Below are 15,942 nucleotides of genomic sequence, written 5' to 3'. Positions count from 1 at the left end.
CGCGGCTCAACAGCACGGCAGAAGGACCGCGCGGGGCACGCCGCCGAGCAACCGCAGCGGGTTGATGTAGTCGCCCTTCCACCGCACTCCGAAATGCACCGCCCCGGCCGGGGTGTGACCACCGACGGCCACCGCGCCGACCGGATCTCCTCGCGCGACCGCGTCGCCCGCGCGGAGCGTCGTCGTCACCGGCTCGAACGTGGTGACCAGCCCGTCACCGTGGTCGATCGTGACGACGGGCCGCCCCGCCACCATCCCGGCGAACGCCACCGTCCCGCGGGCGGGGGCGCGAACGCGATCCACGCCGCCGAGATCCACGCCCCGATGACCCGCGGCGTACCGGTGCAACGGAGCTTCGAACGGGCGGATGACCTGCACGGCGTCCACCGGCCACACCCAGCCCCGCTGAGCGAGCGGATCCTCCTCGGCGGCGCGCGCCGGCGGTCCGTACACAACGACAGCAAGCGCCATGAGAACAGCGACCACCAGGTACGGCCACTCGTCCCGTTGATCCCTCATGGCATCCAGGCTGCCCCGCGCGATCACTTCCGCGTGGGTGAGGTCCGGCGTTCCGTGTACGACCCGAGAACCGGGCCTCGTGGGGAGGAGCCGTCCTGTATGCTGGAGACCGCATCTCGTGTATCGGGATGACTCCGCGTGCCCACAGCGCAGCGCACTGGTCTCCGGATCAGCGCATCGCGCGGCATCCACACCCCACGGTCCTCCGCTCCGGCGGAAAGGCGGGTGTGCGCCGGGCACCAGGCTCGCCGCTCGATCGAACGGCGCGAACAACCGCAACCACGGCGCGCAAGCGCCCAGAACAGGAGTACGACCATGGCCGTCGTCACCATCCGCCAGCTGCTCGACAGCGGCGTGCACTTCGGACACCAGACCCGCCGGTGGAACCCGAAGGTCAAGCGCTTCATCCTGACCGAGCGCTCCGGCATCCACATCATCGACCTCCAGCAGTCGCTGTCGTACATCGACAAGGCCTACGAGTTCGTCAAGGAGACCGTCGCGCACGGCGGCACCATCCTCTTCGTCGGCACTAAGAAGCAGGCACAGGAAGTCCTCGCCGAGCAGGCGACCCGCGTGGGCCAGCCCTACGTCAACCAGCGCTGGCTCGGTGGCCTCCTCACCAACTTCCAGACGGTGTCGAAGCGCCTCGCCCGCATGAAGGAGCTCGAGGAGCTCGACTACGAGAACCCGGCCGAGAGCGGCTTCACCAAGAAGGAGCTCCTGCTCAAGAAGCGCGAGCTCGACAAGCTGCACAAGTCGCTCGGTGGTATCCGCAACCTGCAGAAGACCCCCTCGGCGATCTGGGTCGTCGACGCCAAGCGCGAGCACCTCGCCATCGACGAGGCCAAGAAGCTCGGCATCCCCGTCATCGGCATCCTCGACACCAACGCCGACCCCGACGAGGTCCAGTACCCGATCCCCGGCAACGACGACGCGATCCGCTCCGTGAGCCTGCTCACGCGCATCATCGCCGACGCTGCCGCCGAGGGCCTGATCCAGCGTCACCAGCCCGCCGGTGAGGAAGAGGCCGCCGAGCCCCTCGCCGAGTGGGAGCGCGAGCTGCTCGAGACCCCCGAGGCCACCGAGACCGGTGCCGAGGCCGTCGAGGTTGCGACCGAGTCGGCTGACGACGCCGCCGGCGCCGAGGCCCACGACGAGGCCGTCGCCGACGCTTCGGGCGAAGAGGCCTCCGAGGTCGCCGCCGCCGAGGCCGCCGACAGCAAGTAAGCGCGCCGCCGCACACCGCGGCGTCACCCGCACAGGCTACGATCCGGCGGGGTCGTGACCGCGCCCCCGGGCGCGCACGGCCCCGCCGAGCTCACATCAGAACGCACAACGACAAGGAGACCGCCACACCATGGCAAACTTCACGATCGCCGACATCAAGGCCCTGCGCGAGCAGCTCGGCACGGGCATGGTCGACACCAAGAAGGCGCTCGAAGAGGCCGACGGCGACGTCGAAAAGGCCGTCGAGATCCTGCGCCTCAAGGGCGCGAAGGGCAACGCCAAGCGCGCCGACCGCTCCACGAGCGAGGGCCTTGTCACCGCCCGTGAGACCGAGGGGGCCGTCACGCTCCTCGAGCTCGCTTGCGAGACCGACTTCGTCGCGAAGAACGACCGCTTCATCGCGCTGGCCGACAAGGTCGTCGCCGCGGCTTCCGCCGCCGGTGCCGACTCGGTCGAGGCCGCCCTCGCCGCCGACGCCGACGGCCAGACCGTCGAGCAGCTCATCTCGGACGAGGCCGCCATCATCGGCGAGAAGGTCGAGCTCCGTCGCGTCCGCACCATCCGCGGCGAGAAGTTCGAGGTCTACCTGCACAAGACCAGCAAGGACCTCCCGCCCCAGGTCGGCGTCGTCCTCGCCTACTCCGGCGACGACGCGGAGACGGCTCGCAGCATCGCACAGCACATCTCCTTCGCCAACCCCACGTTCCTCTCCCGCGACGACGTGCCCGAGGCCGACGTCGACAAGGAGCGCGAGATCGTCACGGAGATCTCCCGCAACGAGGGCAAGCCCGAGGCCGCTCTTCCGAAGATCGTCGAGGGCCGCGTGAACGCGTTCTTCAAGCAGGTCGCCCTGCTCGACCAGGACTACGCGAAGGACAACAAGCTGTCCGTCGCAAAGGTCGCCTCCGACGCCGGTCTCACCCTGACCGACTTCGCCCGTTTCAAGGTCGGCGCGTAAGCACCGATGACAAGGCCCGGGATGCCATGGCATCCCGGGCCTTTTCCCTGCGCGCGTGGCGTATCGGTCGCGTCGGCGGGGGAGATAGTTTGAACCAGACGAGAGGACATGACACGTGATCGATGAAGCGACCCGGCGCCGCCGCGTTCTGCTCAAACTGTCCGGTGAGGCCTTCGGCGGAGGACAGCTCGGGGTAAACCCCGACGTCGTCAGCCAGATCGCCCGCGAGATCGCCGAGGCGGTGGATCGCGTCGAGATCGCGATCGTCGTCGGCGGAGGCAACTTCTTCCGCGGTGCGGAGCTGAGCCAGCGCGGCATGGACCGCGGACGGGCCGACTACATGGGAATGCTCGGCACCGTGATGAACTCGCTGGCCCTTCAGGACTTCCTCGAGCAGGCGGGGGCCGCCACGCGCGTGCAGTCCGCCATCTCGATGACCCAGGTCGCCGAGCCCTACATCCCCCGCCGCGCGCAGCGGCACATGGAGAAGGGCCGCGTCGTCATCTTCGGCGCCGGCGCCGGCCTTCCGTACTTCTCCACCGACACCGTGGCCGCACAGCGCGCGCTCGAAATCGGTGCGTCGGAGGTGCTCGTCGCCAAGAACGGCGTCGACGGCGTCTACACCGCCGACCCCCGGGTGGATGCCAGTGCCACCAAGCTCGACCACCTCACGTACGGTGACGCCCTGCAGAAGGGCCTCAAGGTCGTGGACTCGACCGCGTTCAGCCTCTGCATGGACAACGGTATGGACATGCGCGTGTTCGGCATGGAGCCCGCGGGCAACGTCACCCGGGCCCTGCTGGGTGAGCCGATCGGCACTCTCGTCACTTCGTGACGCGCGGCGCGGGCCCGGGTGCCGGGCCCGCGCGCGATTAGACTGAGTCGTCAGCCCCAACGAATGGAGTCACCGTGATCGCCGATGTCCTGGCCGATGCCGGAGCCCGCATGGACCGCGCCGTCGAGGCCGCGAAGGAAGACTTCGCCACCGTCCGCACCGGGCGCGCCAACCCCCAGATGTTCCAGAAGGTCCTGGTCGATTACTACGGCTCGCCGACGCCGCTGGCGCAGCTCGCCTCGTTGAACAACCCCGAGGCTCGTACGCTCGTGATCAACCCCTACGACAAGTCGGCGCTCAAGGCCATCGAGCTGGCGATCCGCGACATGCCGAACCTGGGTGTGAACCCGACGAACGACGGCACCATCGTCCGCGTCACGATGCCGGAGCTGACCGAGGATCGTCGCAAGGAGTACGTCAAGCTCGTCCGCGGCAAGGGCGAGGACGCCAAGGTCCAGGTGCGTAATCTCCGCCGCAAGGCGAAGGACGACCTGGACGCACTCAAGAGCGATGTCGGCGAAGACGAGCTCGTGCGCGCCGAGAAGGAGCTCGACGGTGTCACGCGCTCGCACGTCGACGCCATCGACGAGGCGCTCAAGCGCAAAGAGGCCGAGCTGCTCGAGGTCTGATCCATGCCCGAGGCCCCCGATGCCGACGAGAACGCGTCGGCCGTTCCGCCCTCCCGACGGAAGGGTGATTCGGTCCGGCGTGCGCCGGCCACCGGCGAGACGGTGACCGCGATCGAGTCCCAGTTGCGCGCGATGCGCACGGATGCCGAGCACCACATCGCGCACGCCCGCGCGGAATTCGATCAAGCCAAAGAGCGCATCCGTCAGCGCACCGGAAGAGATCTGATCGTCGCGATCCTCATCGGCGTCGCGATCGGCGTCGTCGTGGTGGCATCCCTGATCTTCGTCAAGTGGCTGTTCGCCTTCTTCGCGCTCGGCGCGATGGTGCTCGCGGTCTTCGAGTTCTCCCGCGCCCTGCAGGTGTCGGGCCGACGGGTCGATGTCATCCCACAGCTCGGGGCGGGAACCCTGCTTCTGGCAAGCGGATTCCTCGCCGGGCTCTGGATGCACTGGGTGGCCACGCTCGTCGCCATCGCCCTGGTGATCGTCTGGCGTCTCGTGGCACAGCTCTTCGCGAACGATGGCCGCCCCCACAACGAGGTTCTGGCCGATGTGCTCGTCGCCGCCTTCGTGCAGTTGTACGTTCCGTTCCTCACGAGCATGGCGCTCATCCTCCTGGCCGAGGACGGCGGTGAGTGGTGGGTGCTCGCCTTCCTCGTGCTCGCGGTCGTCGCCGACACGGGCGCCTACGTGTCGGGCCTGACGTTCGGCCGCGGCGGCCGACACCCCATGGCCCCGCGCATCAGCCCCAAGAAGACCTGGGAGGGTTTCGCGGGAGCCTGCGTCGCCGCTCTGGCGGCGGGAGCGCTTCTCGCCGTCTTCATGCTGCAGGTGCCCTGGTGGACGGGTCTCATCTTCGGCGCCGTCGTCCTCCTCACGGCCACCATCGGCGACCTCGGCGAGTCGATGCTCAAGCGCGATCTGGGGATCAAGGACATGAGTTCGTGGCTCCCCGGCCACGGCGGCGTCCTCGATCGCCTGGACTCGATCCTTCCGTCCGCCACGGCAGCGTTGGCGCTGTACTACCTCCTCTCGCCCCTGGGAGTGTCATGACCGAGACCGAGGCCCCGCGGTCGACCCGCTCGACGCCGTTCCCCGACGCCCCCGGGCGGAGGAAGGGTTATGAGAAGCGCGCCGTCGACACCTTCCTCGAGAAGGCTCGTGACGCCTTCGAGGCGAACGAGCCCGGCGCCCTCCGGTCGACGGAGGTTCGCTCGGCATCCTTCCCCCTCGTTCGGGGCGGCTACGCCATCGGTCCGGTGGATGCCGCGCTCGGGCGCGTGGAGGACGCGTTCGCGGCCCGGGAGCGGGAGTACGCCCTCTCTCGCCTGGGTGCTCGCGCCTGGGTGGCGGAAACGCGTGACACCGCGCAGGTGGTCCTGGATCGCCTGTCGCGTCCGCGGGGCTCGAGATTCGACCGCGTCGGCCTCGCACACTACGGATACCGCATCGAGGAGGTCGACATCGTCGCCGATCGCATCGCGCGGTACCTCGCGGCCGGTGATCCGGTCACGGCCGAGCAGGTGCGCTCCGTGGCGTTCCGCCCGCAGCGCAACGGTTATCGCGAGGTCCAGGTCGATGCGGTGCTCGACGCCGTCGTCGAGGTCATGCTCGCGGTGGGTTGACGCTCGAGTGACAGCCCCGCGGACGCATCGGTAGACTCGTGCCCACTGTGACTTCCGGAACCGACCTCCAGCGCCCGACGTCTCGGCGTGCAGCCCGTCGTGGCCACGTCGTGGTCGATGTGGTGCACCCGGCTCCGTCCGCGCGTTCCGCGCAGCGGTGGTCGCGTCGGCGGGGCGTCGTCACGGTCTTCGCGGCCTGTGCAGCCCTCGCCTTCACCGGCGCCTACGTGGGTCCGATGGGCGGCGCCATCCTGCGCGCTCAGGCCGACGAGCCCAAGACCGTGACGCTCTATGCCGAGGGGCTGGACGACGCGCAGCAGGTCTCGACCGGTGGCGAGAAGCAGGCCCCCTCGCTGGATCGGTCGAGCTACAACGTCTACGTCAAGCCGAAGCCCACTCCGACTCCGACGCCCAAGACGACCTCATCGTCGTCCGGGTCCAACGCCTCGACGGGCGGAAGCGTCGGTCCGTTGTTCTACTCCGGTGGGGGCGCGCCGAGCGAATGGATGGCGGCGGCGGGGATCTCCGAGGCCGACATGGGGTACGTGGACTACATCGTCAGCCGTGAGAGCGGGTGGAACCCCAACGCCACCAACCGGTCGTCCGGGGCGTGTGGACTCGTCCAGGCCCTTCCGTGCGGCAAGGTCCCGGGTAACGGTTACGACCCCGTCGACAACCTCCGATGGGCGACCGGGTACGCCACGGGTCGGTACGGCAGCTGGGCTGGCGCATACGCGTTTTGGACCAGCAACCACTGGTGGTGACGCGGGGATGCCCCGTTCTCGCAAGCGTCGGCCGTCGCACGACCGGTCCGACGCCTCCCTCGACCGTCTGATCGCCGGCTGGAAGCGCACCGAGGTCAAGCGCGGCGTGGAATGGACCGTCCAGCCGCTGTCAGCGGCGCAAGCCCAGAAGTCCTATGTCTGCCCGGGGTGCGGCCGCGCGGTCGAGGCGGGCGTCGCGCACGTCGTCGTGTGGCGTAGCGACGGCGTGTTGGGCGACTCCGCCGATCTCGCCGCCCGGCGCCACTGGCACACCCACTGTTGGAGGATCGCCTGATGGAGATACGCGGACCCGTCCTGCTGCCGGCTCGACGCGAAGAGATCGAGTTGTCGACCGTCGATGGCCTGACGCTCGTCGGAGAACTGGCCGTGCCGGAAGACCGAGAGCCGGTCGCCACGCTCGTGACGTTGCATCCGCTCCCCACCGCGGGCGGGTTCATGGACTCGCACATTCTGCGGAAGGCTGCCGGGCGCCTCCCCGCTCTGGCGGATGTCGCGGTGCTGAGGTTCAACACCCGCGGCACGACCTCGCCGCGCGGGACGAGCGAGGGTGCGTTCGACGGGGGAGCGGCCGAGATCTTCGATGTCGCTGCCGCGGTCGATTTCGTCCGCGAGCGCGGGCTGCCCCGTCCGTGGCTCGTGGGCTGGTCGTTCGGGACCGAGCTGGCACTGAAGTACGGCCGGGATCATGACATCGAGGGCGTCATCCTCCTGTCGCCGCCCCTGCACCGTGCGACCGCCCGCGACGTCGCGGCCTGGGGCGATGATCCTCGGCGCATGGTCGTCCTCGTGCCGGAGTTCGACGACTACCTCCGCCCCGACGAAGCACGCGAGCGGTTCGCTTCCGTGCCGCACGCCCGGCTCATCGCCGTCGAGGGCGGCAAGCACCTGTGGGTCGGCGAGAACCAGACACGCCGCGTGCTGACCGAGATCGTCGCCGCGGTGAACCCGGATGCCCTGCCGCTCCCGACGGAGTGGGTTGGTCCGGTCGAGGGCTGAGGTCAGCGCTCGTTCTGCCGCGGGATGATGACCTCGCGGTAGATGATCAGGATGCTGGCCGCCACGGGGATCGCGATGAGCGCGCCGAGGAGATTCAGGAGTGCGCCGCCGGCCAAGGCCGAGATCACCACGACCGAGCCGGGCACCGACACCGCGCGGTTCATGATGCGCGGAGAGATCACGTACGCCTCGATCTGCATGTAGACGAGGTAGTAGATCGCGGCGGCGAAGATCGCCCACGTCGGGGTCCCGAGGCCCGGAATGAGGCACGTCAGCACGATGATCGTCGATCCCGTGAGCGTGCCGACGAGCGGGATCAGCGAGAAGAAGAAGGCGATGACCGCGAGCACGGCGGGGAAAGGAGCCCCGATGATCGAGAGGAAGATCGCGCTGAGGATGCCATTGATCACGCCCAGGCTGACCTGGCCCATGACGTAGTAGCCGACCGAATCGGTGATCTTCTCGGACAGCTCGATGAACCGTGCACGCTTGGAGGCGGGGACGAGTTGGTAGACCGCGGACTTCAGCGACGGCGTCGAGGCGGTGAAGTAGATGGTCAGGATCAGGACGATGAAGGCGCCGCCGACTCCGGCCGCGACAGCGCCGCCGATGGTCAGCAGACTGTTGCCGACCATCGTCGAGATGGATCCGACGTCGAGGGTGGAGAACCAGTGCTGCACCCCGGCCCAGACCTCGTCGATCCGCAGCCACGGGAAGGTCTGAGTGACCCACTGCTGCACGCCGGTGACGATCTCGTTCCATCGGCCGGGCTGCAGGAGTGCCTCGATCTGTCCGACCAGCTGCGTGATCTGGCTCACGATGATCGGCACGACCATGAGGATGATTCCGGCGAAGATGCCGAGGACGCCGAGGATCGTCAGGAGCACCGCCGCCCATCGGGGGAGTCCTCGACGCTCGAGGAATGACACGACGGGGTCGAGCCCCAGCGAGAGGAACAGCGCCGTCCCCACGTAGAGGAGGATCGTGGACAGGTTCGCGACGCTCCCGATGACCAGGAGTCCCACCCCGACGCCGAGGGTCGCGAGCAGCGCGACGCGGAACGGATTGTGGATCTTCATCCTCAGTGACTCCTGCCTCCGGCGGGCGAGCGTGCCCGTGTCGAAAGAATACTGAGCGTGGAACAGAACCAGGGTCCGCCAGGCCTCGCCGCGAACTTTCAGCCGGCCTCGGCTAGTCTGAAACGTCGATTCTTCGGTGACCGCCCGAGTCGCCGGTGGGGATGGTGTGAAGCGTGAGATTCGTCTGGGCCGTGGTGGCGTTCGTCATCGCCGCCGCCATGATCGGTGCGGGCATCGCCCAACGCACCGTGTTCCAGGGCCCGTCGGAGGCGACCGAGTCCGTCCAAACCGACGGCTCGACGGCGTACACGCTGATCGACGGCGCGGTTCTCGGCAAGCTTCCCGGCGCGCAGGCGCTTCGCGTGGAGGGCGACGGTGACGTCTTCGTCTCCTACGGCCGGACGACCGACATGCAAGCCTGGCTCGCCGATGTCCCGTACACCGCCGTGACCCTCGGGCAGGACGACGCGGTACAGACGGCATCCGTCGCCGCCTCCACGACCGCACCGGAGTCCGAGGCGACGGCCGCCCGCACACCCGTGGGATCCGACCTCTGGCTCGACGAATACCAGCAGACGGGGTCGCTCAGCACGACCCTGCAACTCCCCGCCGATATGAGCGTCCTCGTCGCCAGCGACGGAACCGCGCCGGCGCCGTCCGACATCTCGGTCACCTGGCCCATCGACAACTCGACGCCGTGGGCGGGGCCCCTGATCGCCGGGGGAGCGGTCGCGCTCCTCGCGGGGATCGTGCTGTACCTCCTCGGCATCCTGCACGTCCGTCGCTCGCGTCGACCGCGGCGTAAGGGTCTGCCCCTGCCGGTGACCGAACCGATCTCGATCGCCGATGCGGACGCCGCCGCCGCCGACAAGGGGGTGGTCAGCACCTCTCGCCGGAGTCGTGGCGCGCTCGGCCCCGGTCGTCGCACGCTGATCGCCGTTCCCGCCCTGGGTGTCGCTGCCGCACTCTTCGCCGGGTGCTCGGCGGACGCGTGGCCCCAGCTCGCCGCCAGCGAGAGCCCCAGCCCCACGCCGACGGTCATCGTCCCCGAGGGACAGTTCCCGCCCGCCGTGACCCAGAACCAGGCCGAGAAGATCGTCTCGCGGATCGCGACGACGGTGGGTCAGGCCGATGCGGCTCTCGACGCCGCCGCCGCCGAGACCCGGCTGACGGGGCCCGCGTTGGCCGAGCGGAAGACCAACTACACGCTGCGTGCGGCTCTGCCCGATCGTCCTGCCCTGCCCGCGATCCCCGCCGAGCCGGTGCAGATCATCCTCCCGCAGACGACGGGCACCTGGCCCCGGACCGTCATGACGGTGGTCGAGACCGCGGATGCCACGTCCCCCACGACCTCGATCATGATGATGACGCAGGACGACCCGTGGTCGGAGTACCGGGTGTCGTACATCGGCAACCTCGAGGCATCCACGAACCTGCCCGAGCTGGCCGCTCCCTATGTCGGTGCGACGCAGGTGCCGCCGGACTCGTCGTTCCTCGTGATGGCACCCGACCAGGTGGCCGAGGCGTACGCCGATCTCATCAACAACGGTCAGAACAGCGCGTCGTGGGCGGCCTTCGACACGGCGAACGATCTGCTGCTTCCCGCGATCGACCAGAACAAGAAGAACCGCACGGACGAGTTGAACCAGACAGGCAAGGACACGGCAGAGATCACCTTCTCGGCCTCGGCCGGGCCCGCGGCGCCGATCGCTCTGGCAACTCTCGACACGGGCGCGATCGTCGCGGTCAACGTCTACGAGAGCGATACCGCCAAGCCCACCAACCCGGATGCCGTCATCAAGCTGGACAATAATCCCGCGGTGAAGGCCCTCACCGGCGTCGATCAGTCGGCGACCGGATTCACTACCACCTATACCGACCAGATCTTCTTCTACGTGCCGAGCCAGGGGTCGGACGACAAGATCCGGCTGCTCGGCTACCGTTCCAGCCTCCTCGAAGCGAAGGTGTCTCCGTGAGCACTCCCACCCCCGGCTCCGTCCTGCGCGGTGCCGTCGATCTGTCATCGCTCCGCAACCGGCCTCAGCCTCCGGCGGCCGCGGCTGCAGGTTCGGCACCCGCTGGCCCCGGCGCGCCGACGTCCACGCTGGTGTTCGATGTCACGGACGCGTCCTTCCCCCAGGTCCTCGAGCTCTCGCGCAGCGTGCCCGTGGTCGTCGACCTGTGGGCGGAGTGGTGCGCCCCGTGCAAGCAGCTCAGCCCCATCCTCGAGAAGGTCGTCGTCGAGCTCGCCGGCAAGGTCGTGCTCGCCAAGGTCGACGTCGACGCCAACCCTCAGCTCGCGCAGGGTTTCCGAGCCCAGTCCATCCCGATGGTCGTCGCCCTCGTCGCGGGTCAGCCGGTGCCGCTGTTCACCGGTGCCGTTCCTGAGCAGCAGGTGCGCGAGGTCTTCGGACAGCTCCTCCAGCTCGCGGCGCAGCACGGCGTCACCGGGGCGGTTCCGGTCGACGGTGCCGACACCGACGCCGAGGAACCCGCCGAGCAGCCTCTCCCACCGCTCCACGCAGAGGCGTTCGCCGCCATCGAAGAGGGTGATTACCCGCGCGCGATCGCCGCGTACGAACGCGCCCTCGCGGAGAACCCCCGGGATGCCGACGCGCGCGCCGGGCTCGGCCAGGTCCGGCTGCTCGACCGCGTGCAAGGGGTCGACCTGCAGGCGGCCCGGGCCGCCGCGGCGGCGGCTCCCGCCGATGTCGACGCCCAGTTCGTCGTGGCCGACCTCGACATCGCCGGCGGTCACGTCGAGGACGCCTTCGAGCGGCTGCTCGACCTCTTCGCGTCGCTGCCGACCGATGAGCGTGCCCCGGTCCGCGAGCGCCTCCTGGAGCTCTTCGGCCTCATCGGGGACGAAGACGCTCGCGTCATCCGGGCGCGTTCGCGGCTGGCATCCCTTCTGTTCTGAGCGCGCCGCGACTTCCGGCCCGCGCATGACGAAGGCCCCGTCTTCCGACGGGGCCTTCGTGGTTCACGCGTTCAACGGATCAGCCGGCGCGGTGGTGCAACCACAGAACGCCGAGCGGCGGAACCGTCAACACGGCGCTCCCGCGGCCGTCGGTCGTCACCGCGCCGAGGTTGCCCTGCCCGGAGCCACCGAACGCCTCGGCGTCGCTGTTGAGCACCTCGGTCCAGGTGCCGGCCTCGGGGAGGTCGAGCGGAAAGTCGCCCAGGGGCACGCCCGAGAAGTTGCACACGACGGCGATCGTGTTGCCGTGGTGGTCGCGGCGCGCGAACGCCAGGACGTTCGGGTTCCATGCCGGTGCGCCCAGGCGTGAGAACGCGGCCCCGTCGTGGTCGCGGGACCACAGCGGCGCGTGCTCGCGGTACACGCGGTTCAGCTCGCCCACGAAGGAGTGCAGCTGCGCGTGCGAGGGCTGATCGAGCATCCACCAGTCGAGGCCGCGCGACTCGGACCACTCGGACATCTGCCCGAACTCCTGGCCCATGAACAGCAGCTGCTTGCCGGGATGACCCCACATGTAGGCGAGGAACGCGCGCATGTTCGCAAGCTTCTGCCAGTGGTCGCCCGGCATCCGACCGAAGAGGCTGCCCTTCCCGTGCACGACCTCGTCGTGGCTGATCGGCAGGATGAAGTTCTCGCTGAACGCGTAGACGAACGAGAACGAGAGTTCGCCCTCGTGATGCGAGCGGTACATCGGATCCCGCCCGATGTACTGCAGCGAGTCGTTCATCCAGCCCATGTTCCACTTGAACCCGAAGCCGAGGCCCGCGTGGCTGGTGGGGGCGGTTACACCGGGGAAGCTCGTGGACTCCTCTGCGATCATCGCGATGCCGGGGTAGCGCTTGTAAGCGGTCGCGTTGACCTCCTGGAGGAACCGGATCGCCTCGAGGTTCTCGCGCCCGCCGAACTGGTTCGGGGCCCACTCTCCGTCGTTGCGGGAGTAATCGAGATACAGCATGGATGCCACGGCATCCACGCGCAGACCGTCGACGTGGAACTCCTCGAACCAGTACAGCGCGTTCGCGACGAGGAAGTTGCGTACCTCGTTGCGCCCGTAGTCGAAGATCAGCGTGCCCCAGTCCTTGTGCTCGCCTCGGCGGGGGTCGGGGTGCTCGTAGAGCGCCTCGCCGTCGAACTTCGCCAGGGCGAAGTCGTCCTTGGGGAAGTGACCGGGAACCCAGTCCATGATCACGCCGATGCCGGCCTGGTGCAGCCGGTCGATCAGGTAGCGCAGATCGTCGGGGTCGCCGAATCTGCTCGTCGGGGCGTAGTAGCCCGACACCTGATAGCCCCACGAGCCGCCGAACGGGTGCTCGGCCAGCGGCAGGAACTCCACGTGCGTGAAGCCCTGGGCGCCGACGTAGTCGATGATCTCGTCGGCCGCCGCCCGGTAGGACAATCCGGGCCGCCACGAACCGAGGTGGAGTTCGTAGATCGACATCGGCCGGTCGATCGGCGCGGTGTGCGAGCGCTCGTCGATCCAGACGTCGTCGTCCCAGCGATAGTCGGATGCCGTCACCACCGAGGCCGTGGCGGGCGGCAGCTCGGCGAGGCGCGCCATCGGGTCGGCCTTCTGGATCCACGCGCCCGCGCGCGTGAGGATCTCGAACTTGTAGCGCGCTCCGACACCGACCTCGGGGAGGAACAGCTCCCAGACGCCACTGCCGCCCATCGACCGCAGCGCGCTGCCCGTGCCGTCCCACCCGTTGAAGTCGCCGATCACGCGCACCGCGCGAGCGTCCGGCGCCCACACGGTGAACGCCGTGCCGGGGGAGCCGTCGAGATCGCGCACGTGCGCTCCGAGCACTCGCCACAGTTCCTCGTGGCGTCCCTCCGAGATCAGATGCAGGTCGAGCTCGCCGATCGACGGCGCGTGGCGATACGGATCGTCCGCGAGGTGGTCGCCGCCGCCGTCGTAGGTCGCTCGGACCCGGTAATCGCCGGGAGCCTCGGGGTGGAGGCCTTCCCAGATGCCCGCACGCAGGTGCTCGAGCTCGACCTTCGTGCCGTCGTCGAGCTCGGCGACCACCTCACGGGCGAGTGGCCGGCGCGTGCGGATGAGCCACCCGTCCGTGGTCTCGTGCACGCCGAGGATGCTGTGCGGATCGTGGTGGGCGCCGTGGGCGACGGCATCCAGGAGCTCGGGGGGAAGCGAGGTCATCGGGACTCCTTCACGTGCAGGATGTGCACGGGTTCGGCGAATGCGTCCAGGCGCACGAAGTTGTGGTCGGTCCACGTCCAGACGGCACCGGTGATGAGGTCTTCGACCTCGAAGGGCGTGCCGGGCTCGATACCCCAGATGGTGGTGTCGAGGTGGACGGTCGTCTCGCGCGCGGAGTGCGGATCGACGTTGGCCACGACGATGAGGGTGTCCGCCGCGCCCGTCGGCGACAGCGCCGCATCGAGGTGCTTGGCGTAGACGAGGATGGCGTCGTCGTCGCTCCACTGGACGTGGAGGTTCCGCAGTTGGCGCAGGGCCGGGTGGTCACGGCGGATGCCGTTGAGTCGGCGCAGGTACGGGGCGAGGGAGTCGCCGGACGCCTCGGCACCGGACCAGTCACGGAACTTGTACTCGTACTTCTCGTTGTCGATGTTCTCTTCCGACCCCGGGCGCGCGACGTTCTCGTACAGCTCGTAGCCGGCGTAGACGCCGTACGTCGGTGCCGCGGTCGCCGCGAGGGCGGCGCGGATCTTGTAGGCCGGCCGTCCGCCGAACTGCAGGTACTCGGTGAGGATGTCGGGGGTGTTCACGAAGAGGTTCGGCCGCAGGAAGTCGGCCGTGTCGTGCGCGAGCCCGTCGAAGAACTCCTCGAGCTCCTGCTTGGTGTTGCGCCACGTGAAGTACGTGTAGCTCTGCTGGAAGCCGGCCATCGCGAGCCCCTGCAGCGGAGCCGGGCGCGTGAACGCCTCGGCGAGGAACACGACGTCGGGGTCTTCGGCGCTCACTGTCGCGATCAGCCACTCCCAGAACTGCAGCGGCTTGGTGTGCGGGTTGTCGACGCGGAAGATGCGAACGCCCTGGGCGATCCAATGCCGCACGATGCGGAGTACCTCGGCGCGGATGCCGGCGGGGTCGTTGTCGAAGTTGACCGGGTAGATGTCCTGGTACTTCTTCGGCGGGTTCTCGGCGAACGCGATGGACCCGTCGGGGAGCGTCGTGAACCACTCGGGATGCTCGGCGACCCAGGGGTGGTCGGGCGAGGCCTGCAACGCGAGGTCAAGCGCGACCTCGATGCCGTTCTCGCCGGCGGCCGCGACGAACGCGCGGAAGTCCTCGAGCGTGCCGAGGTCGGGGTGGACGGTGTCGTGTCCGCCGGCCGGCCCGCCGATGGCCCAGGGGGAGCCGGGGTCGCCGGGCGAGGTCACGAGGGTGTTGTTGGGCCCCTTGCGGTTCTGCTCGCCGATCGGGTGGATGGGCGGCAGGTACAGGACGTCGAAACCCATCCCCGCGACGCCCGGCAGTCGATCCACGGCCGTGCGGAACGTCCCACTGATCACGGAACCATCTTCGCCACGGGTCGCACCCTCGGAACGGGGGAAGAATTCGTACCACGCGCCGACGCCCGCGCGTTCGCGCTCCACCAGGAGTTCGGCATCCTTCCCGGCCGAGACGAGACCCATCAGCGGGCGAGCGTCGAAGACGGCCGCGATTTCGGGGTCGCGCACGACCTGCAGCGCGACGTCATCGTGCGTGTCGGGGTCGCGGAGGGTCCGTGCCGCGGCGTACAGGAGATCTTTGTCGGCGGCAGGGCGCTTCTTCTCACCGCGCGCGCGATCGAAGAGCAGCGCACCCATCTCGCGCATCAGCGCGGAGTCGACGCCCGCGGCGATCTTCACGTCGGCGGCGTGTTCCCACGTGGCGAACTCGTCGGCGAACGCCTCGAAGCGGAACCTCCACACGCCCTGCTCGAGCGGCGCGATGAGGGTCGACCACCGGTCGAAGCCGTCGTTCAGCGGCGAGAGCCGGTGCAGCGATTCGTCGCCGGAGGGGGAGAAGAGTCGTACCTGCACGCCGATCCGGTCGTGTCCCTCGCGGAACGCGGTGACGGTGAAGGGAACGGCTTCGCCGACGTAGGCGGACGGACGGAATCGGCCGCCTGGCACGGACGGATGCGGGAGCGCCAGCGGAAGCCGCGGCGTGACCACACCCTTCGAGGGCGTCGGGGTGATCGGACGTACGGGGATCGAGGAGGCGCTGCGCCAAGCGGGAACGGGCATCGGTGTCGTCGTCGTGGTGGCCACGTTCCGAACCTATCGTGGGGCGCCGACGTTCCCGCAGGGCTTGCCCCAGGCCTTGACAGAGGGGACCGAT

15 protein-coding genes are annotated in these 15,942 nt (G+C 68.9%); 11 read left to right on the top strand and 4 right to left on the bottom strand.

The window, feature by feature from the left end; all coding sequences use genetic code 11:
* Positions 1–6 precede the first annotated feature (6 nt).
* On the bottom strand, positions 7–519 hold the full coding sequence (locus tag AC3WLZ_RS09185; RefSeq protein WP_492469820.1) for a murein hydrolase activator EnvC family protein: 513 nt from the start codon (positions 517–519) through the stop codon (positions 7–9).
* Positions 520–834: 315 nt separating this feature from the next.
* Between AC3WLZ_RS09185 and rpsB the strand changes: the two genes are divergently transcribed.
* The 9 genes from rpsB (at position 835) to AC3WLZ_RS09140 (ending at position 7,574) form a co-directional block, all read left to right on the top strand.
* On the top strand, positions 835–1,746 hold the full coding sequence (rpsB, locus tag AC3WLZ_RS09180) for a 30S ribosomal protein S2 (protein WP_492469819.1): 912 nt from the start codon (positions 835–837) through the stop codon (positions 1,744–1,746).
* Positions 1,747–1,876: 130 nt separating this feature from the next.
* A complete protein-coding gene (tsf, locus tag AC3WLZ_RS09175) occupies positions 1,877–2,704 on the top strand; it encodes a translation elongation factor Ts (protein WP_492469818.1) in 828 nt (275 codons plus the stop codon).
* A gap of 115 nt (positions 2,705–2,819) precedes the next feature.
* Positions 2,820–3,539: a UMP kinase gene (gene pyrH, locus AC3WLZ_RS09170; RefSeq protein WP_412924670.1), complete on the top strand. Its 720-nt coding sequence runs from the start codon at positions 2,820–2,822 to the stop codon at positions 3,537–3,539.
* A gap of 74 nt (positions 3,540–3,613) precedes the next feature.
* Positions 3,614–4,168 carry a ribosome recycling factor gene (frr, locus tag AC3WLZ_RS09165; protein ID WP_492469817.1) on the top strand — a complete coding sequence of 185 codons (555 nt, stop codon included), beginning with the start codon at positions 3,614–3,616 and terminating at the stop codon, positions 4,166–4,168.
* Positions 4,169–4,171: 3 nt separating this feature from the next.
* Complete coding sequence (locus tag AC3WLZ_RS09160) at positions 4,172–5,221, top strand: phosphatidate cytidylyltransferase (RefSeq protein WP_412924668.1); 1,050 nt, start codon at positions 4,172–4,174, stop codon at positions 5,219–5,221.
* Positions 5,218–5,793, top strand: a complete 576-nt coding sequence (locus AC3WLZ_RS09155; RefSeq protein ID WP_412924667.1) for a DivIVA domain-containing protein — start codon at positions 5,218–5,220, stop codon at positions 5,791–5,793. The genes AC3WLZ_RS09160 and AC3WLZ_RS09155 overlap by 4 nt, the downstream gene beginning before the upstream one ends.
* 47 nt (positions 5,794–5,840) lie before the next feature.
* Positions 5,841–6,557 (top strand): aggregation-promoting factor C-terminal-like domain-containing protein, encoded by a 717-nt coding sequence (locus AC3WLZ_RS09150; protein ID WP_492469816.1) that lies wholly within the window; start codon positions 5,841–5,843, stop codon positions 6,555–6,557.
* A 7-nt stretch (positions 6,558–6,564) separates the two neighbouring features.
* Positions 6,565–6,852 (top strand): Rv1322 family protein, encoded by a 288-nt coding sequence (locus AC3WLZ_RS09145; RefSeq protein ID WP_412924665.1) that lies wholly within the window; start codon positions 6,565–6,567, stop codon positions 6,850–6,852.
* Positions 6,852–7,574 (top strand): alpha/beta hydrolase, encoded by a 723-nt coding sequence (locus AC3WLZ_RS09140; protein WP_412924664.1) that lies wholly within the window; start codon positions 6,852–6,854, stop codon positions 7,572–7,574. The genes AC3WLZ_RS09145 and AC3WLZ_RS09140 overlap by 1 nt, the downstream gene beginning before the upstream one ends.
* Before the next feature lie 2 nt (positions 7,575–7,576).
* Here AC3WLZ_RS09140 and AC3WLZ_RS09135 read toward each other — a convergent pair whose 3' ends face one another.
* Entirely contained in the window at positions 7,577–8,653 is a 1,077-nt protein-coding gene (locus tag AC3WLZ_RS09135; protein WP_412924663.1) for an AI-2E family transporter, read from the bottom strand.
* A 173-nt stretch (positions 8,654–8,826) separates the two neighbouring features.
* Here AC3WLZ_RS09135 and AC3WLZ_RS09130 point away from each other — a divergent pair, with 173 nt between their 5' ends.
* A complete protein-coding gene (locus AC3WLZ_RS09130) occupies positions 8,827–10,629 on the top strand; it encodes a DUF8094 domain-containing protein (RefSeq protein WP_412924662.1) in 1,803 nt (600 codons plus the stop codon).
* Positions 10,626–11,573: a tetratricopeptide repeat protein gene (locus AC3WLZ_RS09125; RefSeq protein WP_492469815.1), complete on the top strand. Its 948-nt coding sequence runs from the start codon at positions 10,626–10,628 to the stop codon at positions 11,571–11,573. Before AC3WLZ_RS09130 ends, AC3WLZ_RS09125 begins: the two co-directional genes overlap by 4 nt.
* Before the next feature lie 79 nt (positions 11,574–11,652).
* Here AC3WLZ_RS09125 and glgB read toward each other — a convergent pair whose 3' ends face one another.
* Both glgB and AC3WLZ_RS09115 read right to left on the bottom strand, forming a co-directional pair.
* On the bottom strand, positions 11,653–13,791 hold the full coding sequence (gene glgB / locus AC3WLZ_RS09120; protein ID WP_412924660.1) for a 1,4-alpha-glucan branching protein GlgB: 2,139 nt from the start codon (positions 13,789–13,791) through the stop codon (positions 11,653–11,655).
* A complete protein-coding gene (locus AC3WLZ_RS09115) occupies positions 13,788–15,848 on the bottom strand; it encodes an alpha-1,4-glucan--maltose-1-phosphate maltosyltransferase (RefSeq protein ID WP_492470961.1) in 2,061 nt (686 codons plus the stop codon). Before AC3WLZ_RS09115 ends, glgB begins: the two co-directional genes overlap by 4 nt.
* Positions 15,849–15,942 lie beyond the last annotated feature (94 nt).

The sequence above is a fragment of the Microbacterium sp. FW305-3-2-15-F-LB2 genome (assembly GCF_058787255.1).
The sequence above is the reverse complement of the archived record's forward strand: the minus strand, read 5'-3'. Positions and strand labels throughout refer to the sequence as shown.